This is a genomic window from Occallatibacter sp., from assembly GCF_035317045.1.
GTDB lineage: Bacteria > Acidobacteriota > Terriglobia > Terriglobales > Acidobacteriaceae > Telmatobacter.
On the sequence record NZ_DATHHT010000027.1, the window covers coordinates 1 to 23,005 of the forward strand.

Here is a 23,005-nt window from a genome sequence, read left to right on the forward strand (position 1 = left end):
TCAGCGCCTCGCTCTACAGTAATCTCGGTGGCGTCGATGCAGATCGGGGCAGCTTCGGCGCTGCGATCGAGGAATTCGGGACGGCAACTCGCATTGCACCCAACGATCCGGAGTACCACACTAACCTCGCCAACGCCCTGGCCGCCGTCAGGCGATACGCAGAGGCTCGTCAGGAAGCGGAAATGGCACTGCAACTTGCTCCGGGTTTCTCTCCCGCGGCAGCAACTCTGGATCATCTGAATCAGCTTTCCAGGTGAGTTGAGGGCATTGTCTCCACAGAACCGATGAATCTAAAAGATGCTGTCGAGTAACCTGAACGGCGGCTTCACGCTCAGTTCTAATTAAGCTCGAAAGTTCAGAATCCGGCTTCTACACCGCATGCACCGGCACCACCGGCATCGTCAGCGCAATCCGCGCCCCTCCGCCCTCACGATTCGTGGCCGTGATGGTTCCGCCATGTGCCCGCACCACCGCATCCACAAACGCCAGCCCCAGTCCGTGCCCGTTCGAATCTTTGCCTTTCACGCGCCGCTCAAACAGGTGCTCACTCACATCCGATGAGAACCCGGGCCCGTCATCCTCCACCGAAAGCATCGCCACGCCATCCCCCGACTCCAGCCGCACCGTCACCGTGCACGACGCCGGCAGATGTTTCAATTCATTGTCGAAAAGGTTGGCAATCATCCGGTGCACCAGCGCTGCATCCGCGTCGATCGTCACCGGCCCCGCACTGCGCAGCCTGATCTGCAATCCCTTTTCCGTCATCGACGGTTCGTAGAGATCGATCATGATCCGCAAGAGTTCATCCAGATTGATTTCGCTTCGCGTCAGCCGCAGCGCATCCGCCCGCGCCTCGGCCACATCCAGCGACGCGTTCAGAAATTCCGTCAGTCGGTCCAACTCCTCGATTGCAGAAACAATCGGCTCCGCCTGCTCCGCATCGGTTGCCGCCGAGAGCGACATCTCCAGCTTCCCGCGAATCGCCGTCAGCGGACTGCGCAAATCATGTGCCAGCGAATCCGTAATCGTATGCAGTTGGTGCATCGAGTTCTCGATCCGATCGAGCATCCGGTTCAGCGTGCGTGCCAGCTGTCCCACCTCGTCGCTGCGCTCAGTGGTCGGCACGCGCGCATTCAGTTCCGAGTGACCGATGCGCGAAGCCGCTTCCGTAATCTCCCGCACATGGCTCAGCATTCTGCGCGTTGTAAAGAAGACAATCGCAAATCCCAGCGCCACCAGCAGCAGCCACCACGAAATGAATCTCAGCCGCAGCTTGTTGAGTACTCGAAGCTCATCGCGCTCTGACAGCCCCAGGTACACACGGCTTCCGTCATCGATGCGCAGCGTGGCCACGCGAAAGGGAATTGCGGTTCCCGCAACATTCACATCCGTTGGCCGGTCGGGCTGAATCGTCGCCTTTTGAATTGCGTCGACAAAAGCATTGCTGCTTCCCGGTCCCGCCCACAGTTCCATTGCTCCATTGCTGCCGAGCTGGACAAAGAACACCGAGTCGTTTTCTGCGCTTTCCCCCCGCACCCGGTTCGGCACTTCCTTGCTGGCAAGTTCCGCCACCTCGCCCATGACACGGCCGTAGAGCGCATCCTTCGGCGTGTGCTCCGCAACATCGCCTAGCACCTCGACTTCACCGGAAAGCCATGCGTCGCTGCGCCGCTGAATATCCGAAGCAACAAATCGATGCAGAAACACAAACACCAGCATCGTGCCGACGGCATACGCCAGCGTGGCCCATAGCGAAATGCGCCATGCCGCACTGTGCATCACCGTCTTACCGGTCTTTGAGGACATACCCTACTCCCCGCAGCGTGCGAATCATCGGCTGCTGTCCCTTGCCGTCCACTTTCCCGCGCAGCCGATAGATGTGCACATCCACCACGTTCGTGTCCGGTTGGATGCGCATCCCCCATACCTTGTCCAGGATCATCGATCGCGTCACCACGCGCCCCGCGTTCCTGCACAGATACTCCAGCAGCACAAACTCCTGTGGCGTCAGTTGCAGCACTTCACCCGAGCGCGTCGCCTCCCGCCGCAGCAAATCCAGCTCGAGATCCAGCACGCGCAACTTCGTCGATTCGCTCCCCGCGGGACCGTTGCGCTTCAGCAGATTCCGCAGCCGCGCCAGCAACTCCGCCAGCGCAAACGGCTTCGTCAGGTAGTCGTCGCCGCCCTGCTCCAGCCCGCGCACCCGATCATCCACGGATCGCCGCGCCGACAAAATCAGCACCGGTGCCTTCACCCCGATCTGCCTCAGCCGCAAAATCAGACTGATCCCGTCGCAGTCCGGTAGCCCCAGGTCCACCACCAGGATGTCGTACGTATTTTCGATAGCCAGACGCTCGGCCGTCTTACCGTCCGAGGCCACGTCCACCTGGTACCCTGCCTCCTGCAGCGAACGCCGCAGAAACGCCTGAATATCGTGCTCGTCTTCAACTAACAGAAGCCGCATGAAGGCCATCTTAGTTCATTCACTTAGACACAGACTGTGTTTCACCCCTTCGAAAGTTTGAGCGAACTCATGGCAGATTTGTTCCAACGAACGCACTCCATGAACGATTCGTCATGTAGGTGCTGTTTCTACGTCATGTGCATCCAATATGGTTGATAACAAAAGCCCATTTGATTGCATCTGTAGCTGTGCGTCCTGTCAAATGAACAAAACTTCATTCACTTTCGCTGCCGTTCACTTGCGCCAAACCCGGCTGAAACGCGTCTCAACCAAGTACATGGCGGCTCGTGCTCATTTGATCCGGAAGGTGTCCTCGCGCGCTGCACTCGCAATCCAACACCAACGGGAGACAAGGAGCAGCGTGCCGCGAGAATCTCAGTTCGACGAACCCAACTCGGCCTTATTGAAAGAGTCCTTTCGCACCTCCTTGCCGCTGCCGTCGCTTCTCGATCCCGCCTTTGAAGATGCCCTGCGCCACGTGCTCTCATCTCCCGGCAGTCTCGTTCGCCCCCGCATGGTCCTCCGCCTGGGCGCAGCCTACGATCTCGATACCGACTCCGCCCACAACATCGCCATCGCGCTCGAGTACTTTCATACCGCCTCGCTGATCTTCGACGACCTGCCCTGCATGGACAACGCTCTCGAGCGCCGCGGCGTCCCCTGCGTGCACATCGAATTCGGCGAATCCACCGCCATCCTCTCTGCGCTTGCTCTCATCAATCGCGCCTACGCTCTCATCTGGCGCGCCGTTGCCGCCTGCCCACAAGGCGCCCAGCGTCCCGTGATGGCCTACATCGAGCAGCGCCTGGGAGTCGACGGCCTGCTTAACGGTCAAAGCCTCGATCTCCACTACTCCTCGCTCCCCCACACGCGCGAAACCACCGAGCGCATCGCCCTCGGCAAGACCGTTTCGCTCATTCGTCTCACCCTTGTCGTTCCCGCCATGCTTGGCGGCGCTCCCGCCCGCGAGATTCAGCTGCTTGAACGCGTCGCCGTCTGCTGGGGACTCGCCTACCAGGCGATAGACGATCTCAAGGATGTGCTGCAAAGCGCCACCGAAACCGGCAAAACCGCCGCCCGCGACGAACTCCTCGATCGTCCCAACATCGCCAGCGCCATCGGTGTCTGCGGCACTGTCGAACGCCTCGAGCGCATCCTGCATATTGGCGATCTCACCCTCCATCGCCTGCTTATTCGTCGCCCCGCTCTATCGTTCCTCTCCAAACTCCGCTGTGATCTCGAAGCCGAACTCCGCCAGGTCACCGACGTCGCCTGCGAAATGGCTGAGGAGGCGTTCACGAAAGAGCGGTCATGATCTTTCTCAAGCTCATCCTCACCAATCTCCGCCGGCACCGCATCCGTTCGTTCATCAGCATCGCCGGCATTGCCTTTAGTGTGGCCGCCATGCTCACTGTCGTCACCATTCTTCAGGGCGCCATCGGCATGTTCTCCAGCATTCTCTCGAGCGATAGCGAAGTCATCGTCTTCGAGAAGAACGTATCCGATCTCTTCTTTAGCAATGTCCCTGCATCCCTCTCCGGTGAAATCTCCACCTGGCCCACCGTCGCGCACGCCGACCCCGTTCTCTTCGGCATCGTCTCCAGCGCCGACCACCCCATCATCACCTGCTTCGGCGTTACGCCCGGCGATGCCCGCATTCGTAAAGCCACGTGGCTAGCCGGCGATCGCGTCGATTTTGGCAAGAACAATGACGACGTAGTCCTCGGCTCCCGTGCGGCCGATTTCCTCAACGCCAGTGTCGGTAGCCGCGTCCCCATTGGCCACGGCACTTTCCATGTCATTGGAATTCTCAGGGCCGCCAACGGTTTCGAAGATGGTGGCGTCTTCATGCCGCTCGCCGCTGCCCAAGGCTTCTTCCACAAAGACGGCTCCTCCGTCGTTACCGTCAAACTCCAAAACAAAGACGATGCCGCAGCCTTCAAAGCGCAAATCAACCAAAACTACCCCAACCTCATCGCGCTTGAAGACACCGAATTCCAGCACTCCTACTCCCAGTTCAAAATCCTCAAAGCCACCGCCTGGGCCGTCGGCGGATGCGGTCTCATCCTCGGCGGACTCGGCATCGCCAACACCATGATCATGTCGGTCTTCACGCGCATCCGCGAGATCGCGATCCTCCGCGTCAACGGTTTCAGCAATACGCAAATCGCCGCCATGATCTTCGGCGAATCCTCCTGCGTCGCCGCCTTCGGTGCGTTCGTCGGACTCGTCATCGGTGTCGTCGCGCTCTTCACCCTCAAGCACGTCCCCGCGCTTGATGGCTATGTTGACGCTTCCATCAAACCGCTCCTCATGCTTGTCGTCATTGTGCTCGCGCTGCTTACTGGCATCGGCGGCGCGCTCTACCCGGCAGCCTACGCCATGCGCATCCGTGCGGTGGAGGCGCTTCGTTTCGAATGAGCAGCCTCGCCACCCACCCGAGTTCGACCGACCGCATCGTTCTGCGCGCCGAAAAGGTGTGGAAGAGCTTCGACGATGGCGCCATCACCGTCCTTCGGGGCGTTGACTTCGAAGCCGCCCAGGGCGAGACCATCGCGCTCTGCGGTCCCTCCGGCTGCGGCAAAAGCACACTCCTCCACCTCTTCGGCGGACTCGACGCACCCGACAGCGGCCACATCGTCGTCAACGGCATTGAAGTCAATCGTCATCGCAATTTGCTCAAGTTGCTGCGCCACGAAATCGGCTTCGTCTTCCAGCTACACAACCTCATTCCCGATCTAACTCTCGCAGAAAATTGTCTGATCCCGACAGTGGCCGCTGGCACCAACCGGATCCTGGCAAATCAGCGCCTGCATCAACTCGCCGAACGCACCGGCTTGAGCCACCGCCTCCATCAAAAAATCCAAAAGCTTTCTGGCGGCGAACGCCAGCGCACCGCCATCTGTCGCGCGTTGATGAACCACCCCAAGATCCTGCTCGCCGACGAGCCCACTGGCTCCCTCGACGAACACACCAGCGGCTCCGTCTTTCAACTCCTGCTCGATGTTGCTGCCAACGATGGCGTCACACTGCTGATGGCCACCCACGATCGCGGTCTTGCCTACCGATGCGACCGCTATGTCGAAATGCACGACGGGAGGATCTATGAACCTCGCACCGTCTAGCGTTCTCGATCCGCCCGCAGCCCCGTTGTTAACCGCAAGCTCGGCCGAACCCGAGCCATCGCTCGCCGACCCTGTCCATCCTTCGCATTCAACAATCATCACGGCGCACCCCATCGCCACCGCTGCCTGGCACGCATTCCTGTGGCTCGTCATCGGCAACGCCATCGGCGTCATGCTCGCGCTTCTTTTACTTCTTCCCTCTCTCAATACAGTGCTCGGCGAATGGACCTACGGTCGCTGGATGATGGTTCACGTCAACATCCTTCTCTATGGATGGTGCGGCCTGCCCATGCTCGGCTGGCTCTTCCGCACCTACGGCGCCGACCGCGGTCCCGCCGCACCCTGGTGCCGCCCCGTCTTGTGGACATGGTCCACCGTGCTCTTCATCGGATCGCTCACCTGGCTCGCCGGTCACTCGAGCGGAAAGCTCTTTCTCGATTGGTCCGGCTACGCGCGCTTCGCGTTCCCCGCCGCCATGCTTGCGCTCTGGCTCCTGCTCGCCTGCTCGCTGGTTCTTGCCTGGAATTCCGCGCGAAACAAACCATGGTCCGCACACGCCGTGAAAATTATCGGCCTGGCCATCCTCCTCGCCGTCCCAGCCGCCATCTACGTTGCTTCAAGTCCCGGCCTCTACCCCGCCATCAATCCTTCCACCGGCGGTCCCACCGGCGAAAGCCAGCTTGAGTCCTCCCTCGGCGTCGTCGCTATCCTGCTCATCGTTCCCTTCGGAGTAGCGCGCCGCAAGCCCAGCCGCCCACGGCCTCTTCTCATTTCCGCGATAGTCTTCGCCGCCGAATCACTGCTCTGTCTCTCCATGAGCCGCGGAGACATCAGCCATCACGTGCCATCGCAATACCTGAGCCTCGGCAGCCTGCTGGTATGGCTCCCCCTCGCGCCTGCATATTATGCAACCTTTCAGTGGCACGACAATACACGATCCTGGCGAACGGCCCTTCTCTGGTGGTGGGGATTCCTTGTCGTCTCCGGTTGGATCATGTTCCTTCCCGGCGTGCTCGATCATTTCAAGTTCACCGACGGCCTGGTCGGCCATTCACTCATCGCTGTCGCCGGCTTTCTCTCCGCGCTTCTAGCAGTCGTGATGGTTCAACTCCTCGGCGACGACGGCTGGATCCTCACCCGCCGTTGGTCGTTTCACATGTGGAATTGGAGCGTACTGGCCTACGTCGTCCTGATGCTCATTGCCGGTTGGGTCGAGGGCAGCGATCCCGCTTTCACCATTGTTCCCAGCCTCGCGCGCAACGTCTTGTACACTCTTCGCCTCGTCACCGGCGTCCTCATGCTCATCTCCTCCGCCGAGTGGCTCGCAGCGGCATCAGCGCTCATACGCATCCGCGGCTTTGTTCCATCTGAACGTACCCATGAGGTGACAGTATGAAAGACCTCTACCTCCTCGCATACCAGCTCATCGCAGGCGTCTCCGATGCTTCTACCGGTGCCCTGCTCATCGCCGCTCCTGTCTTTACCGTTCGTTTGATGGGACTGTCGGCTCCTCGCGATGCCGCTCCGTTCCTTTCCTTCATCGGATCATTTGTTTTTGCAGTCGGCCTGTCCTATCTCTACGGCGCACTCCTGATCCATCGCACCGGAAGCATGCCGCGCCTTGAAGCCGTATGGCTCCTCACCGCCATCATCCGCAGTTCGGTTGCGATTTTTGTCTTGGTCGCGGTGCTCACCGGCACGCTCGCGCTCGGTTGGATTACGATTGCGCTATTCGACTGCATCTGCGTTCTGATTCAGGCGCGCGGACTGCACAGAGGTTGGTTGTCGCATGTCACTCACTAAGCTGCGCACATCGGGAATCCAGGGTGTCGGCCTTATCGCCGTCACCTATGTCTATTTCCTGATATTTGCGCAGTTCGCCTTCATCCACCGTCTCGATACGCTCGGCATCACGGGCGCGCATCTCAAGTCCGTTATGGCATCCATGGCCATCGGCGGCATCGGTCTCAGCCTGTTCTCTCCACGCGTCAGGCATTTTCCGTCCTCCGCCCGCCGCCTTCAATGTGCATTCGTCGCCGCTGCCATTGCGGCATTCCTCACTATTGCCCCGCTCACCCTCGCCTCCGCTATCGCAGTCTCCACGCTCATCGGCGCTAGCCTCGGCCTGCTCACCGTCACCCTCGTCACACATCTCCGTCAATGGATCGGCGATCGCGACGCCCTCCTCAAAGTCGGTTTCGGCACTGGGATTGGCTACTTTCTCTGCAACGTCCCATCCCTCTTCGCGGCGACTCCGCAAGTCCAGTCGGCAACCGCAGGCCTTCTCTGCTTCATTGGCATCGTCCTTGCAGACTTTATCCTCGATCCCTCATCCGAAACCCAGTCAAAAACGCCCTCGGCCTCGCCTGCCATTCCATTTCCGCTTGTCGTCGCGTCCTTTGCAACTCTCATCTGGCTCGATTCCGCCGCCTTCTTCATCATCCAGAACTCCACCGCCCTCAAAGCCCTCATTTGGCAAGGCTCCGCGCACCTCTGGGCCAACGCGCTTATTCACCTCTGCGCAGCCGTATTCAGTGCATGGCTGCTCTCGCGTCGCGAATTGCCAATCGTTCTCGCGGCGGCCGTCGGAGCGCTCGCCTTTGCCTGCCTGCTTCTGCTCGATCCCGCACGCGCCCTCACCGCCTCGGTCTTCTATCCCGTCGGAGTCTCGCTCTACTCGGTAGCCCTGGTTGCATATCCATCGCTGCTGTCACCCGCCGCCACCGTCGCGGAGCGTGGTCGTCAGGCAGGCTGGATCTACGCGATTGCCGGCTGGATCGGCTCTGCACTTGGCATCGGCATGAGCCAGAATCTTGGCCACGTCCCGCCAGCCTTCGTCGCTGTCGCCACCGCAGTCGTTCTTGCACCAATCATCTTCAAGATCCGTCGCGGCCGCCCCCGCGAGCTCGCACTCACCGGCGTCGTACTTCTCATCGCTCTCGTCGTTTATCGCATTCAGCCCGCAGCTCCCGTAGCTGCTTCGCCTTCGGCTATCGAACGCGGCCGCCTCGTCTACATCTCCGAGGGCTGCATCCATTGCCACTCGCAATATGTCCGCCCCGGCACCGCCGACGAACTCATGTGGGGGCCCGTTGAAAGCGTCGACAAGATTCACGAGCAGCGCCCGCCGCTGATCGGAAATCGTCGCCAGGGGCCGGACCTCTCGCAGGTAGGCGTCCGCCGTTCTGCCCTCTGGCTCAAGATGCACCTCTACAATCCCCGCGAAGTCAGCGGAGCCTCGATCATGCCGTCCTATGCATTCCTCTTCCGCGATGGAAGAGGCAACGATCTGGTTGCATATCTGGCAAGCCTGCACTCCTCAGAAACGCAGCGGCACGGCGTCGATGAAAAGCAATGGCATCTGCCCGACGATGTCCTTGCCTCCGCCAACCCGGCAGAGGGCCCGCAACTCTACAATCGCTACTGCGCCACCTGCCACAACGCGAGCGGCCAAACCCGCCTCAAGTGGCAATCAGAGTTCATCGAGTCTCCGGCGGTCCTGACCTCCGGCCCAAGACGCTCCTCCTCCACCTCAAAACCGCAACCTGCGCACGTCGATCACTTCGCGCAAATCATAAAGTTCGGCATTCCCAACTCAGACATGGCAGGGCACGAGTATCTGCCCGACAAAGATATTGCTTCACTGACCCTGTGGCTTGCGCAAAGCACTACGCAGCCATCACAAGAGCAAACGTCGCATTCCACTTCAGGAGACGAACATTGAAAGGCCCCCTGCGTTCCGTTTCAGTCCGCTCCGCTTTTATCGCGAGCTCGCTGCTTTTTGCCGCCAGCGCTTTCGCACAGCACCAGACCTTCACCGTAGATCCCAACGCCAGCCAGGTTGCATGGGCTCTCGGCGGTAACGGCCACCATGTGACCGGCACCTTCCACGTGCAGAGCGGATCAATCGACTTCGATGGCACCGCGCATACGATCTCCGGTTCGGTAGTTGTCGCGGCGGGCAGCGGCAACAGCGGCGAACCCGGCCGCGATAAGAAGATGAACAAGGATGTCCTCGACGTCGAACACTATTCCGAGATCACCTTCGCACCACAGAAATACGATGGCGCCATCGCGCCCACCGGCGACTCCACCATCCAGGTCTCAGGCACGTTCACACTTCACGGCACACCCCACGACCTCACCGTGCCCATGCAGATCCACATCGACGCCGGATCCCTCACTGCCAAAACGCACTTCGTTGTGCCCTATGTGAAGTGGGGCCTGAAAGACCCCAGCATCTTCATACTCAAAGTAGCCAAAGAAGTAGACATCGACCTCACCCTGACCGGCAAAGTCACTCCGGGGAGTTAGTTACTCGAGCCTGAGATTCTTTTAGTTGAGGCGTCATTCTGAGAGAACGGGGCCCCAAACGCACTTCAGTTTGGGGGTGGTGAGCGAAGAATCCGCTTCTTGCCTTCCGATGCCGCGACCACCGACCGCTGATCACTTTCCCAGATAGGCCCGATACTGCAGCTCAATCACGCCCGCCGATCTCGCCAGCGCCAACTTCGACAAGTTGTATTGATACAGGCTGTGCACATAATTGCTCTGCGCCGATGCCAGCGAAGCCTGTGCCGTAACCAGCGGCAGGTTGTTATCCACTCCCGCATTCACGCGGTCCGTCTCATCGCTGAGTTCCTGCGTAGCCAGATCGACACTCGACTTCGCGACCTCCAGCAGCTTTTTCGCTGCGTCCGCGTCCAGCAGCGCCGACCGCACCTGCTGGTCGATCTTGCTGCGCACATCGTCAAGCTGCGCATTCACCGCGGCCAGTTGCGCTGCAGAAGCGTCGGAATCTCCGCGAAGACTCGCCTCCCGAAAGATCGGCACATTCAGCGTTCCCACCGCAGCAAACACGCCGTGACTCGGGCTCCCGTTTACCTTGTCGACGCCGTAATTGCCGCTGAAACTCAAGCTCGGTAACCGCTGCGCCCTGTAAGCCGAGTGCAGCGCGCGCAGCTCAATCACCTGGTTTTGCAGATTCTGATAGTCCTGCCGATTCTTGTACGCGACGGCACGCACTTCCGCGGGCGTTTGCTCTGCAAGGTCGCTATAGGGCGCGGGGTCGGTCAGCACAATCTTCTGCCCCGGATCGATTCCGATCTCACGCTTCAGCAGGATCAGGTCCTTCTCCTCGGCGTTCTGCGCCGCAATCAGCGTCTGCTGCTGCGATTGCAACTGCACCCGCGCCCGCAACTCATCCAGGTTGGCGGCAGTGCCCGCAACGTGCGCATCGTGCGCATGCTGCAGCGAAACCGCGTCCGCTTTCTCCAGCGCCATAGCGTTGTCCACTTCGCTGGCATCCGCGATTGCGCGCAGGTACGCTGTCGCCACCTGCTGCACGACCTCGCCGCGCGCCGTCATCTTGCTGAAGTAGGCAGATCGTTGCGCCGCTCCTGCCGCTTTCCAGCCGGCTATCACCACACCCGAAAACAGCGTCTGCTTGAAAGTCAGCTGACCCTGCGTCAAATCGTCCTTCGTGATCAGCGAGAGCCCCCCCGGAACTCCGCCCGGGAAGAGATTTCCGAACTGCTTCAGCACTCCCGGCCCAAATCCCTGCGCCGCCAGGTTGTGTTGAAAGACGCCGGTGCCGCCCGAAAGATTAATCGTGGGCAAAAATTCTTGCAGCGCGATATTCCTTTCGCCCTGAAACAACTTCTCGCCGCTCTCGGCTTCCTTCAATCCAAGATTGTTCTCAAACCCGCGTCGAATTGCCTCGTCCAGCGACAACTGCAGTGGCTGGTCCGTCACCACATGCGCCGTCACGCTACCGTAATAGGGATTCGTCGTCGAACTGGGGTTCTCAGTCTGCGCGCACACAGCTCCCGTCAACACCATGACCGCCGCGCACACCAGTCCCGAGCGCCGCAGGCCGGCAAAATGTTTCGCTACTTTCACATCCATCATTCTCTCAGATGTAGCGGAGTCCTTAAGGATTCCCGATCATGCTAAGAATCCGGCGAAACCGGAGCGAATCAACCGCGTTCGCCCCGGAATCTGCCTAAATCCGCTGCCGGGCCCACCTGCCTTGCCGAAACAGAATAATGCTCGCCACCGCGATCGAGCATTCAGCAATCACCACCGCCAGAAATGCTCCGTTGGCGCCAAGCCTCAGCCCAATGGCAAGCCACCATGCCAGCGGTAGCTCCAACACCCAGAAGCCGAAAAAATTCACAATCGTCGGCGTCAGTGTGTCGCCAGCCCCGTTGAATGCCTGCAGCATCACCATCACGTACGCATAGCCAACGTTGCCGCAGGCGAAGGTGCGCAGCGCTGTCGCAGCAATCGGCACCACCGCCGGGTCATGCACAAACAGCCGCACCACCGGCGTTGCAAACACAACAAAGAAAATACCCAGCACTCCAAGGAAAATCACGTTGTACACGCTGGTGCGCCAAACCGCCTGTGCCGCGCGGTCCGGTCTCTTCGCTCCCAGGTTCTGTCCCACCAGCGTTGCAGCCGCGTTGCTCAATCCCCATGCCGGCAGAATGAAGAACACCACGATGCGGATAGCGATCGTGTATCCCGCCACCGCCGACGATCCGAAAATCGAGATGATGCGCACCAGCACAATCCAGCTCGTGTTTGCGATGGCAAACTGCAGAATGCCCGCTGCCGACACCCGCAGCAGCTTCACCATCACCCGCACGTTAATGCGCAGTTGCCGGACCAGGATGTGAATGCGCTCCGTTCCTCGCAACAGCCGATAGAACTGGTACAGCACGCCGATCGATCGCCCGGTGAATGTCGCCACCGCCGCGCCCGTCACACCCATCTTCGGAAACGGCCCAAGCCCGAAAATCAGGCACGGGTCGAGTACGAGATTGATGATGTTCGACACCCACAGCAGCCGCATCGCAATCGAAGCATCGCCGGCCCCGCGAAATATCGCGTTATTCAGGAACAGCATGATGATCGCGCCGCAGCCTCCCAGCGCAACGCGCGCATACCCTGATCCACTCGCCACAATCTCCGGCGAAGCGCCCATCGCCCGCAACAACTCCGGCGCATAAATTCCCGCCGGAATCCCGATCCCCAGCGAAATCAGCAGGCCAAGCACCACCGCCTGCACGCCGGCAATCGCCGCATCTTCCGGATCTTTCTCGCCGATGCGCCGCGCCACCATTGCCGTCGTCGACATCGAAACGCCCAGCCCGATGGCGAACACCAGCGCAAGCATCGATTCCGTGATGCCGACTGTTGCAACTGCGTTTGCGCCCAGCCTGCCCACCCAGAACACATCGGTGACGGCAAATAGCGACTCCAGCACCATCTCCAGCACCATCGGTATGGCCAGCAGAAGAATCGCGCGATTCAAATTCCCTTGTGTGAAGTCCTGGTGTGAGCCGCTCAGCGCCTCGCGTACCGAAGACCAGAAACTCCGCCCATCCTCCATCGGAGGCGGCGTCAAACCTTCAAGAACAGACATTCGAAAATCTCCACGTCAACGCATGCGAACGCGCACGAACGCACACATCAATAGCGAAGGGGTCACGCTGCCATCAATTTGTGATTTGCAGAATCACCCCAGGGGCTGAAGTCAACCTCGGGGGCGCCGCCAGGAGGCGGCAGTACGGGAAAACCCGAGGCAATGTTCAGCGAATGATTCGTACGGCGGTAGGCTGAAACACTGTTTCCTCCATAGCCGGAAAGGTCCGGCGGGTCTTAAGACTATAACCCGATTTCAATTTCAATTTCCAGCAAAATCCGCCGTCACCGTACGGTGTCATCCTGAACGTAGCGCTTTGGTCGGGGTCCCCAGCGACAGGTCTTTGTCGATGGGGTAAGCGAAGTGAAGGACCTGCTTCTAGTTATCGCGTCCACCCACATACCCGTTGCGTGCAGTTGTTTCTCCAGCCCCAATTCACTATCCTTGCCTCGGCCAACCAAAACCATGCGCAAGTCTCGCGAAGTCCAACTCACTCTCCTCGCCGCCGTCGCTCTCTCCATGACAGCTTGCCGCACCGAACGCCGCGATTGCATTGATCCCCAGGGCCGTAAGGAGCCTGACTCCTACTGCAACGCAACCGGCGGAGCCGGCATTTACCGCTACGTTTACGGCGGATCGAGTGGAGGCCATTTCGGCGATTCCGTTATCGGCGGCAGCACCACTCCACGCGGCGGCTTCGGCGGCATTGGCGGTGGCGGCGACTCCGCAGGGGGCGAGTAATGCGCCGCCGCACGCTCACTCCGCGCTCCGACTGGCAAAAGCGCGTCGAAAAAATCGGCCTCACCTATCACACCCTTGCCGACGGCACTCCCTACTGGGACGAGTCCGCCTACTGGGAATTCTCCGCGCGCGAAATCGATCGCCTCGAAGCCGCGACCAACGAGATTCAACGCCTCGCTCTCGCTGCCGGTGACGTCATCCTCAATCAGGATCGCCTCGCGCAAATGGGCATCCCCGCCCCCGCACATGCTGCTATTCGCTCCGCGTGGAACGCCGAGCCGCCCGCGCTCTACGGCCGACTCGATCTCGCTTACGACGGAGACACCATCAAACTCCTCGAGTACAACGCCGACACGCCCACTGGCCTTGTCGAAGCTGCCGTCGCGCAATGGTACTGGCTGCAGGATTGCTTCCCTGACGCCGACCAGTTCAACTCCGCGCACGAGAAACTCATCGCCAAGTGGAAAGACCTCAAGGACTACACCACCACCCCCATCTACTTCGCCGACGGCGGCAGCGAAGAAGATCGCATGACCACCGCGTACCTCGAAGACACCGCGCAGCAGGCCGGCATCAAGACGCGCCACATCGGCATGCAGCAGATTGGCTGGGACGCAAAGCGCGCCGCCTTCGTAGATCTCGACGACCACGTCATCGGCACCATCTTCAAGCTCTATCCATGGGAGTGGCTCCTAGCCGAACCCTTCGCCTCGAATGCGCTGTCCACGCTCCCTCCCACATCGCCGCTGCGCGAATACGGCCCGCGCAAAGACCGCCGCACCTGGGGATCGACGCTCTGGATCGAGCCCATCTGGAAGATGATGTGGTCCAACAAGGCTCTACTCGCCATCCTCTGGGAACTGAACCCCGGTCACGATCTTCTTCTCCCCGCCTACACCGACGGCCCCCGCGAACTCACGAGCTATGTGCGCAAACCTTTCTTCGGACGCGAAGGGCAGGGAATCGCCATCATCCGCGATGGCAGCGTAGTCGAAGGCGCTCCCGGCTCCGGCAACGCGGAAAACTGCGTCTACCAGGCCCTCGCCCCCATGGCCAACGAAGCCGGAAAGACCGCCGTCTTCGGATCATGGCTAATCGACGGTGAATCCGCCGGCATGGGCATCCGCGAATCAAAGGGTCTCATCACCAACAACACCAGCAGCTTCGTCCCCCACTTGTTCCGATGATCTGGCAGGGCCGGGTGCCCCATCCATCGCGCAGTCCGATCGCGCGATGGGTGGGAGAGCAACGAACCCAGGCTCGCTCGTGAACCAGCCCGCCTTGCGTTATCCTCGCGACTGAGCTGCATTCATGTCCACACTCAATCTCAAGCCGGCCAACGCGCCGGTACGGGCCTACTACGCAACCCTCCAGAAGTTCGCCAAAGGCCGCTTCGACAACGAAGGCAACATCCGCGGAGCCTTCGAGGACCTGCTCAAAAAGTGCGCCGGGTGCCCCATCCATCGCGCAGTCCCATCGCGCGATGGGTAGGAGAGCAACGAACCCAGGCTCGCTCGTGAACCAGCCCGCCTTGCGTCAGGGCACGAGTTTACGAAAGAGCCGCTGAACAATCCGCCTCCTGAGGCAGTGAAACCCTGGGATACGCCAAGCAAAATCGGCCGCCGCCCCGTAGGGCCGGCCGAAACTCCCGGAATAATTTGGATTTTCCCGTGTCAAGCCCCTTGTCCGATCATCCCCATCTAACCCGGTCAAAACAAAGGCCAAAAAGTTTTCCCGGATTTGCAGGTTATTTCTCCAATTGGACTAGGCTGAATCTATGCGGCAAACCATTCTTTCCATCTCGAAAGCGGCTTCGCGAATCGGTGAAATCGTGAACACGCAGGTAAGTCCTTCCCGGAGAAGCCTCTACAGTCAAGTGGAATAAAGAGAAGACTTTGCCGCCATGTCCTTCTGTAACGGCATAAACATACTTGACACACCATAACCATTCAGGCATAATGATCTAGCTATGGAAAACGCCAAAGAGTTCCCGAAAAGCCTGATGCAAGCGGTTCGCTACTTCCAAGACCCTGATGTGTGTGTAGACTTCGTGGCGTCTATGAGATGGCCTGATGGCGTCACATGCCCTCACTGCGAGGGTAAGAAGGTTTCGTACCTCTCATCCCGCCGCATCTGGAAGTGCATGGCGAAGGACTGCCACAAGCAATTCAGTGTCAAGACTGGCAGCGTTTTCGAGGACAGCCCTATTCCGCTTGACAAGTGGCTGACTGCGATCTGGCTAGTCGTGAACTGCAAAAACGGGATTAGCTCTTACGAGATCATGCGCGATTTGAAAGTGACCCAGAAGTCGGCATGGTTCATGCTCCATCGCATTAGACTTGCCTTGAAAAACGACCCCAAACACAAGTTCGGATTTGGTGGGCCTGTGGAATCGGATGAGGCGTTCATTGGTCCCAACCCTCAGAAGATGCACAAGGACCGCAAGGCGAAGGTGCAAGCGCGTGACGGACTCAAGGGTGGGTTTGTCGGAAAGACTGCTGTACACGGGATACTGGACCGCGAATTGCGGCAGGTTCGTGCAAAGGTGATTCCCAACGTAAACCGCGAAGTACTGCAAAGCGCGATTCTCGATAATGTGACGCCATTCGCCAAGGTCTACACAGACGAAGCAACGGGTTATATCGGACTCGACAAGAACTTGATTCACAAAGTCATCAATCACTCGCAGGAATACGTGAACGGGCAAGTCCACACACAGGGAATCGAGAACTTCTGGTCTTTGCTGAAACGGGGATTGCGCGGAACCTATGTAGCGGTCGAACCGTTCCATCTTGATCGATATCTCGATGAGCAGGTATTCCGCTACAACAACCGCGCCACGAAAGACAATCCACTCACGGATGCAGATAGATTTGCGCTGGCAGTATCGCAAGCGGCAGGGAAAAGGCTGACGTATGCAGAACTGACTGGCAAGGTGGGAGGGGCGGAAACCGATTAAGAAGAGGCAGGGACGCGGGAAGCGGAGGGCTTAGCCTTCCGCTTTCTTTCTGCCTTCATGCGTTTGTTTATCTCAGCCTTAGACACCTTCATCAAGCCGCGCATCGCTTGCGTGAAGCGGGTGAACTCAGGATTGTCGGGCGGTGGCTTCATGGCGTTATCATAGCGCAACTGGAGAAGAGAACGTGACCGCTCTCGATGCACAGAAGGAACTTGTGCGATTTTTATTGAAGAGACTCAAGCAATGTGCTCTTGAGTCGATGGGGTTTCATGGTGCGCTTGCGAATTTTCCTGAGGAGCTTCGGGGGCAAATTCAGGACATGAAGAAAGTCTATGCCGAGTCCCGACCATTTCAAGAACAGATGGAAAAGGGATTCCATGATCTCGATTCACTGATTCAACAAGTTGAAGAAGGAGTTCAGGAGGGGGAGTTGCGCACGCTGCTTGAACAATTCGATCCAAAAGGTCCAGTGAACTAGCTTTTTGCATTTAAGGCACACTCCATGCGATGATTCGCTTGAGTGCGTCGAACCTACGTCGCCCTGGCAGGCGCGTATTTAAAAACCTAAATTTTAGCTTGGCAATAATCCGCCGCTAGGCGGAAGTGTATCAAATCCGCTGGAAAGGCGGATGTGCGTCTAATTTCGTTATCATTATCTGATCTGTCCCCTCTAAATCCACCTCCAGAGGATCATCTTCTCGTGGTCTTGAAAAGCTACTTCGACGGCAGCAATCAAGCAGACAGTAGCCAATACGACCGCATTAGTATCGCCGCTGTGTGCGGCACAGGAAAACAGTGGAAGAGATTTGATAGGGACTGGAACAAGGTGCTCTACAGACATCGTGCTGGCTACCTGCACACCACGGATGCCGTCTCGTTGCGGAATGACTTCAAAAAAGAAAAGGGATGGACTGTGAGGCGCGTCGATTCTTTCATCGGCGACTGCGTTGGCGTGATCGAGCGGCACATGATGATCCCTGACGGAGTGCTCGGGAAAAGGCCAAAGGAGGGCCTATATCCGGTTACGCTTACGATTCTCTTCGATGATTGGGTAAGGGCTGTCAAGACGCTCCCCGATCTACCAAATTCCATTGAGGAACTGTGCGCCACCGAATCTCTTGGCTTCGTCCTTCGGTGGGGCAAGCACATCGGTACGAAGAAATACGAGCTGCATTTCGACCGGGGAGAGAAGTTCTATGGGCACATACACGACAGGTGGACGCATCCGAAGGCTAAGAAAGATATTGAATTGATGAAAGATGTTATCAGCGTTGACGAAGCCATATCGACACACGTTCCCGCTCTTCAAATGGCTGACCTATTCGCTTGGTGCATCAATCATGTCAACAAGGAGACCAGAGAATGGCACATAAGAATGCACCGTCTTCCGTGGCGTGCTCCGTTGCTCGACTATGAGCATTTGATAAAGCCGATCCCAAGGGTTTTGGACAGCATAGCCTCTTGGAAACTCCCACCGCGCAAATCTAGCGTGAAGAACCTAAGCAAACCCAAAAGAACATAAAGCACTGCCCTGTCACGGTATCTCTATACTCCCACAATTGTTATGGTGCGTCATGTATATTAATGCATCTGTAACCCAATGAAAACAGAATCGTTGCCCTGAGAGACGGGATAATAGGGGTGGGGCTCGAACGCAGCGCAGTCAGCCCGGACACAAACAAAAAATCCGCGACCATCTTCGAGCCCTCCCAAAGACAGCCGCGGATCTCAACAACTCAACTGACAACTGATCACTGACCACTGATCGCTGACCGCGCTACTCCTCATCCTCATCCACCGGCCGCTTCGCATTCGCCAGAATCTTCTCGGCCACCAGCTGCGGAACGACGTCATAGTGGTGCATTTCCATCCGGTAGCTGCCCTTGCCCTGCGTCATTGAAGTCAGCAGCGTGCCGTAAGTGAGCATCTCGGCCATTGGCACTTCGGCATTGATCACCGTCGTGCGTCCCTTTGACTCCATGCCCTGCACGCGCCCGCGCCGGCTGTTCAGGTCCCCCATCAGAGTTCCGGCGAACTCGTCCGGCGCCTCGATTTCGACCTTCATAATCGGCTCAAGCAAACACGGCTTGGCCTGCTCCATGCATTTGCGGAAAGCCAGCCGCCCGGCCACCTTGAATGACATTTCGTTCGAGTCGACATCGTGGTAGCTGCCGTCGTAAACCGTCGCCTTGAAGTCAACGACGGGATAGCCCGCGAGGTATCCGCGTGCGGCCGACTCCACGATGCCCTTCTCGACCGCCGGCACAAACTGCCGTGGAATCGACCCGCCAAAAATTTCATTGGCAAACACGAATCCGCCGCCGCGCGGCATCGGTTCCATGCGAACCTTGCAGTCGCCGAACTGCCCATGACCACCGCTCTGCTTCTTGTGGCGTCCATGCCCTTCGGCCTTTCCGCGGATCGACTCGCGATAAGGCACCTTGGGCGCCTTCAGCGTCACCTCGGCGTGATAGCGCTTTTTCAGGCGCGAAACGATCGATTCGATGTGCGGCTGGCCGGCGCCGGCGATCAGGAATTCGTTGGTTTGCGGATCGCGGAAGAAGCGAATCAGCAGATCCTCTTCCATCAGCTTGTGGATTGCGGGCGCGAGCTTGTCTTCATCGGCGCGGCTCTTCGGCTCAATGGCATACGTCATCGCAGCCTCAGGCAACGGAGCCAGCTCAACCTGAATATCTCCGCCTTTCGCTCCCAGCGTGTCACCGGTGAGCGTTTCGCGTAGCTTGGCGACTGCTCCGAGATCGCCGGCATGCAGTTCCGCTACCTCGACGGCTTTGCGGCCCTGCATCACGCTCAAGTGCGCGAAGCGTTCCTGCCCGCGCCGCGTGTAGTTCTCCAGCGTCGCATCGCTCTTCACCACGCCGCTGACCACCTTGAAGAAGGTGATGCGCCCCGCAAAGGGATCGCTCATGGTCTTGAACACCACAAGCGCCGCAGGCTCGCCATCTTCGACCTTGCGGAATGAGACACCTCCACCCGCGACAGCATCGCCGCCATTGCCGTTTGCCGCCACAGCCTGCATCGCCGCCGTCTTCACTGGTACAGGCGTGCGCTCCGTCGGCGACGGCGCATAGACCTTGATGAAGTCGAGCAGATGATCCGTTGCCACGTTGGTTCCACCGCTCGCAAACAGCACTGGGAAGATGCGGTCTTCGCGAATAGCCTCATGGAGCGCAGTGATCAGGTGCTGCTCAGGAATCGTCCCCTCGGCGAAATACTCCTCCATCAGCTCGTCTTTGCCCTCGGCCACCAGCTCAACCAGCGCCTCGTGCGCCTCCTTGGCCTGCTGCGCGATGCTCGCCGGAATCTCGCCCGTGATCTTGCCGCGTCCATCGCCGTTCGGCGTGTAGTGGAACGCCTCCATCGTCACCAGGTCAACCACGCCGTGGAATCCCTGCGCATCCGAAATCGGCATCTGCACCGGCACGCAATTGCGTCCCCATCGTTCATGCAGATCGTCAATCAGCGCGCTCAATCCGCCGCCGCCGCCCGCCTTGGGGTGATCCATCTGGTTGATCACCACAAAACGGGGAATATTCGCCTCTTCCGCGTACCTCCACACCCGCTCCGTCACCGGCTCAATGCCATGCTGGGCATTCACTACCACGCAGGCGGCCTCCACGGGCAGCAGTGCCGCACGCGCCTCGTGCGAGAACATATGGAATCCCGGAGTGTCGACGAAGTTGATCTTGACACCCTGCCACTCGGCGAAGGCTACTGCATTCGACATGGTTGTGCCGCGAGCGATTTCTTCATCGTCATAGGCGGTCACAGCCGAGCCTTCACTCACTCTGCCCTGCGTCGGAGTCATCTTTGCGGCATGCAGCAGCGCGGAGATTAATGACGTTTTGCCGCTCTGAGCATGCCCCACTACAGCTACGTTGCGGATCTCACTTCCCTGGTAAGTTTTCATGGCAATTCTCCTTCATGCGGAATATGAGTGCGGGTGTCTGGAACCGGTGTGAAAACCGGCAAAGGATGGAACGCAGGGACATCATCGAGGCGTCCGTGAGGACGTCAATGCGTCCGGGTTGGCGGCCTCGAGGGCCCAATCTGCCGTCTTCCTCGTCCATGCGGAGAGTCCCCGGCAGGCGCGAGGCGGTCAAGTGCATGAGGGTGCCGCCAAGCGTCTAGCTTTAAGAAAACGGATGCTATCACATGGGAACTGTGAACGTCATGTGACACGGGCCACTTACCACCGAAGGACCGGCAGAAGGCTCGAGAAATCATCGGTCCACGGCCGCAGCGAGGAGTTCGGGGCCGCCGGCGAAGAGTGAGAGCTGACTTCAGGCTGGGCAAAAAAAGCGGAATTGTCCGAAACCAGCATCCAGGTCGCAGTAAATTCGTCCCGCGCATCATTGGCATAGCTGGATACGATCCTCGATTGCATACCGGCCTGGTTTGCCAGCACCCAGATCGGCGGCTCCAGATCGACGTGCCGGTTCGAGATGTGGAAGGCGATGACTCCGCCGGGGCCCAGATGCCGCCGATAGAGTGCAAGGGCCTGAGTCGTGAGCAGGTGCAGTGGTATCGCATCGCCCGAGAAGGCGTCGACCACCAGGACATTAAATTGCTGCGGCGGTTCCGCGGCGAGAGAGGTACGCGCATCTCCCGGAACGATCGAGACTTGAGCGCCGGAGTCCCGAATGTAGGTGAAGACGTTCCGAGCTATCGGCTCGACCGCGGGGTTGATCTCATAGAACTGAATGTGATCGCCCTGGCGTCCGTAGGCAGCGATGGTTCCCGCGCCCAGTCCAATTACTCCGATGTTGCGCGGTTGCGTGCCGCAACACATGCGAATGGCCATGCCGACACCGGAATCCTCGGCATAGTAGCTGGTCGGCATGTGGCGCTGTTCGTCCGTGCCGAAGATCTGGGTCCCATGCTCCACATTGCCGTTCGTGAGCGTCCGCAGAGTGGCTCCGGGGAATCCAAAGGTCTGCTTCACCCGCAATGCGCCGTAGAAATTCCGCACCGCGACGGTGGTGTTGCGCTGATTCACAATGTTGATCCAGAAGATCTGCACCACCATCACGATTGTGGCCACCCCCCACAGCAGCCGCGAATTCCATCCGTCTTTCCACGTCACCAGCAACGCCAGCAGTGCGGTCAAGCAGCAGGTGATCACGAGATCAAGGTTGAACCGAAACACCAGCGGAAACGCGATGCCAATGAGAAAGGAGCCCAGCGCACCGCCGGCGGCAAAGAGAAGGTAGAACAGCGTTGCCTCAGACGCACGGCGCGGACGAAGTCGATATACCTCACTGTGGCAAAAGAGGCACGCGATGAATGCTTCGATCAAGAAGAAACCGATGCTGATGCGGAGCGGCCATTCAACGTCTTGCTTTGAAAGCGCGTAGCCCAACCCAGCAAGCATCACGATGAGGAAGCGCGCAATGATGCTGCGCGGCAGCATCCGAGGGAACTCGAAGGCCAGAATGATCGTGAGAAGGTAAACCGCGAGCGGAAGGATCCATAGCAGAGGAATGGCGGCAATGTTGGCGGTGATGTAGCGGGTGACGGCGCTGAGTTGCATTGCGGCACACATCGGCAGCAGCACCCACAGGCGTTTTTGCATGGGCGCAGTGGGTGCGCCATCTTCAAATCCGGCGACATTCTGAGCCGGCGTGGCTTCTGCTGCCGAGCGCGTTTTCCAGGCCAGTACCCCGGTGATTGACGCGAAGAGTGCGAATCCGCCGCACCAGGTGACGCGCTGAGCCTGCAGCGTCAAATGCGGCTCGATGAGTGTCGGGTAAACCGCGAGCGCGAGCAGGGATGCAAGGTTCGAGACGGCGAACAGGCGGTAGGGAATCGCTGACTGATGCAGCCGAGCCCACCACACCTGCATCAGCGGACTCGTCGTTCCCAGCACCAGGAATGGCAATCCAATGGTGCTTCCCAATACCGCAAATACGGTTAAGATCGGATGCGCAGTTCCGATACCCGATCCTGCGCCCCGCCAGCACCACCCCACCGCCGAAGCAAAACCAACCAGCAACAAACTGAAATAGAGAACCCACCGCGGCCGACTGCTCATCCAGTGCGCATAGAGATAAGCGCATAGCAGCACCGTCTGAAAAAACACGAGACATGTAATCCAGACCGCTGCCGACCCACCGAGTACGGGCAGCAGTTGCTTCGCCGCAATCGGCTCCACAAGAAAAAGCAGGAACGCACCAAGAAAGACCGCGCTGCCAAAAAGCCATCGCGAACGTGTCATCGCATCCTCAGAAATGGGATTTCGCGATCAAGATTCATCGGATGAG

At 59.0% G+C, this 23,005-nt stretch carries 20 protein-coding genes; 14 read left to right on the forward strand and 6 right to left on the reverse strand.

The window, feature by feature from the left end; all coding sequences use genetic code 11:
- Nucleotides 1-257, forward strand: a 257-nt coding sequence (locus VK574_RS13075; protein ID WP_472800286.1) for a tetratricopeptide repeat protein, incomplete at its 5' end; no start/stop codon positions are given.
- A gap of 112 nt (nucleotides 258-369) precedes the next feature.
- Here VK574_RS13075 and VK574_RS13080 read toward each other — a convergent pair.
- Complete coding sequence (locus VK574_RS13080; protein ID WP_472800287.1) at nucleotides 370-1,806, reverse strand: sensor histidine kinase; 1,437 nt, start codon at nucleotides 1,804-1,806, stop codon at nucleotides 370-372.
- Nucleotides 1,787-2,464: a response regulator transcription factor gene (locus VK574_RS13085; RefSeq protein WP_472800288.1), complete on the reverse strand. Its 678-nt coding sequence runs from the start codon at nucleotides 2,462-2,464 to the stop codon at nucleotides 1,787-1,789. Before VK574_RS13085 ends, VK574_RS13080 begins: the two co-directional genes overlap by 20 nt.
- Nucleotides 2,465-2,825: 361 nt before the next feature.
- Here VK574_RS13085 and VK574_RS13090 point away from each other — a divergent pair, with 361 nt between their 5' ends.
- The 7 genes from VK574_RS13090 to VK574_RS13120 are packed head-to-tail and all read left to right on the forward strand — an operon-like array spanning nucleotide 2,826 to nucleotide 9,903.
- Nucleotides 2,826-3,779: a polyprenyl synthetase family protein gene (locus VK574_RS13090; protein ID WP_472800289.1), complete on the forward strand. Its 954-nt coding sequence runs from the start codon at nucleotides 2,826-2,828 to the stop codon at nucleotides 3,777-3,779.
- On the forward strand, nucleotides 3,776-4,885 hold the full coding sequence (locus VK574_RS13095) for an ABC transporter permease (RefSeq protein WP_472800290.1): 1,110 nt from the start codon (nucleotides 3,776-3,778) through the stop codon (nucleotides 4,883-4,885). Before VK574_RS13090 ends, VK574_RS13095 begins: the two co-directional genes overlap by 4 nt.
- The gene (locus VK574_RS13100) at nucleotides 4,882-5,589 is read left to right on the forward strand and encodes an ABC transporter ATP-binding protein (protein WP_472800291.1); all 708 of its coding nucleotides are present in this window, start codon (nucleotides 4,882-4,884) and stop codon (nucleotides 5,587-5,589) included. Before VK574_RS13095 ends, VK574_RS13100 begins: the two co-directional genes overlap by 4 nt.
- Nucleotides 5,570-6,985, forward strand: a complete 1,416-nt coding sequence (locus VK574_RS13105; protein ID WP_472800292.1) for a hypothetical protein — start codon at nucleotides 5,570-5,572, stop codon at nucleotides 6,983-6,985. The genes VK574_RS13100 and VK574_RS13105 overlap by 20 nt, the downstream gene beginning before the upstream one ends.
- A complete protein-coding gene (locus VK574_RS13110) occupies nucleotides 6,982-7,392 on the forward strand; it encodes a hypothetical protein (RefSeq protein WP_472800293.1) in 411 nt (136 codons plus the stop codon). Before VK574_RS13105 ends, VK574_RS13110 begins: the two co-directional genes overlap by 4 nt.
- A complete protein-coding gene (locus VK574_RS13115) occupies nucleotides 7,379-9,313 on the forward strand; it encodes a cbb3-type cytochrome c oxidase subunit II (RefSeq protein WP_472800294.1) in 1,935 nt (644 codons plus the stop codon). Before VK574_RS13110 ends, VK574_RS13115 begins: the two co-directional genes overlap by 14 nt.
- Complete coding sequence (locus VK574_RS13120; protein WP_472800295.1) at nucleotides 9,310-9,903, forward strand: YceI family protein; 594 nt, start codon at nucleotides 9,310-9,312, stop codon at nucleotides 9,901-9,903. The genes VK574_RS13115 and VK574_RS13120 overlap by 4 nt, the downstream gene beginning before the upstream one ends.
- A gap of 132 nt (nucleotides 9,904-10,035) precedes the next feature.
- On the opposite strand, the gene VK574_RS13125 is transcribed toward VK574_RS13120, so the two are convergent.
- Both VK574_RS13125 and VK574_RS13130 read right to left on the reverse strand, forming a co-directional pair.
- Nucleotides 10,036-11,490, reverse strand: coding sequence for a TolC family protein (locus VK574_RS13125; protein WP_472800296.1), 1,455 nt, complete (start codon nucleotides 11,488-11,490; stop codon nucleotides 10,036-10,038).
- Between the two features lie 103 nt (nucleotides 11,491-11,593).
- A complete protein-coding gene (locus VK574_RS13130) occupies nucleotides 11,594-13,021 on the reverse strand; it encodes an MATE family efflux transporter (RefSeq protein WP_472800297.1) in 1,428 nt (475 codons plus the stop codon).
- 465 nt (nucleotides 13,022-13,486) lie between these two features.
- Here VK574_RS13130 and VK574_RS13135 point away from each other — a divergent pair, with 465 nt between their 5' ends.
- The 6 genes from VK574_RS13135 to VK574_RS13160 all read left to right on the forward strand — a co-directional run bounded on the left by VK574_RS13135 (nucleotide 13,487) and on the right by VK574_RS13160 (nucleotide 18,243).
- Nucleotides 13,487-13,762: a hypothetical protein gene (locus VK574_RS13135; protein WP_472800298.1), complete on the forward strand. Its 276-nt coding sequence runs from the start codon at nucleotides 13,487-13,489 to the stop codon at nucleotides 13,760-13,762.
- The gene (locus VK574_RS13140; protein WP_472800299.1) at nucleotides 13,762-14,949 is read left to right on the forward strand and encodes a glutathionylspermidine synthase family protein; all 1,188 of its coding nucleotides are present in this window, start codon (nucleotides 13,762-13,764) and stop codon (nucleotides 14,947-14,949) included. Before VK574_RS13135 ends, VK574_RS13140 begins: the two co-directional genes overlap by 1 nt.
- Nucleotides 14,950-15,073: 124 nt before the next feature.
- The gene (locus VK574_RS13145; protein WP_472800300.1) at nucleotides 15,074-15,253 is read left to right on the forward strand and encodes a hypothetical protein; all 180 of its coding nucleotides are present in this window, start codon (nucleotides 15,074-15,076) and stop codon (nucleotides 15,251-15,253) included.
- Nucleotides 15,254-15,764: 511 nt separating this feature from the next.
- On the forward strand, nucleotides 15,765-16,721 hold the full coding sequence (locus VK574_RS13150; RefSeq protein WP_472800301.1) for an IS1595 family transposase: 957 nt from the start codon (nucleotides 15,765-15,767) through the stop codon (nucleotides 16,719-16,721).
- Nucleotides 16,722-16,905: 184 nt separating this feature from the next.
- Entirely contained in the window at nucleotides 16,906-17,199 is a 294-nt protein-coding gene (locus tag VK574_RS13155) for a hypothetical protein (RefSeq protein WP_472800302.1), read from the forward strand.
- A 222-nt stretch (nucleotides 17,200-17,421) separates the two neighbouring features.
- On the forward strand, nucleotides 17,422-18,243 hold the full coding sequence (locus tag VK574_RS13160; RefSeq protein ID WP_472800303.1) for a hypothetical protein: 822 nt from the start codon (nucleotides 17,422-17,424) through the stop codon (nucleotides 18,241-18,243).
- Between the two features lie 255 nt (nucleotides 18,244-18,498).
- Here VK574_RS13160 and fusA read toward each other — a convergent pair whose 3' ends face one another.
- Both fusA and VK574_RS13170 read right to left on the reverse strand, forming a co-directional pair.
- Nucleotides 18,499-20,652 carry an elongation factor G gene (fusA, locus tag VK574_RS13165; protein WP_472800304.1) on the reverse strand — a complete coding sequence of 718 codons (2,154 nt, stop codon included), beginning with the start codon at nucleotides 20,650-20,652 and terminating at the stop codon, nucleotides 18,499-18,501.
- Nucleotides 20,653-20,931: 279 nt separating this feature from the next.
- Nucleotides 20,932-22,959, reverse strand: coding sequence for a fused MFS/spermidine synthase (locus VK574_RS13170; protein WP_472800305.1), 2,028 nt, complete (start codon nucleotides 22,957-22,959; stop codon nucleotides 20,932-20,934).
- Between the last annotated feature and the right edge of the window lie 46 nt (nucleotides 22,960-23,005).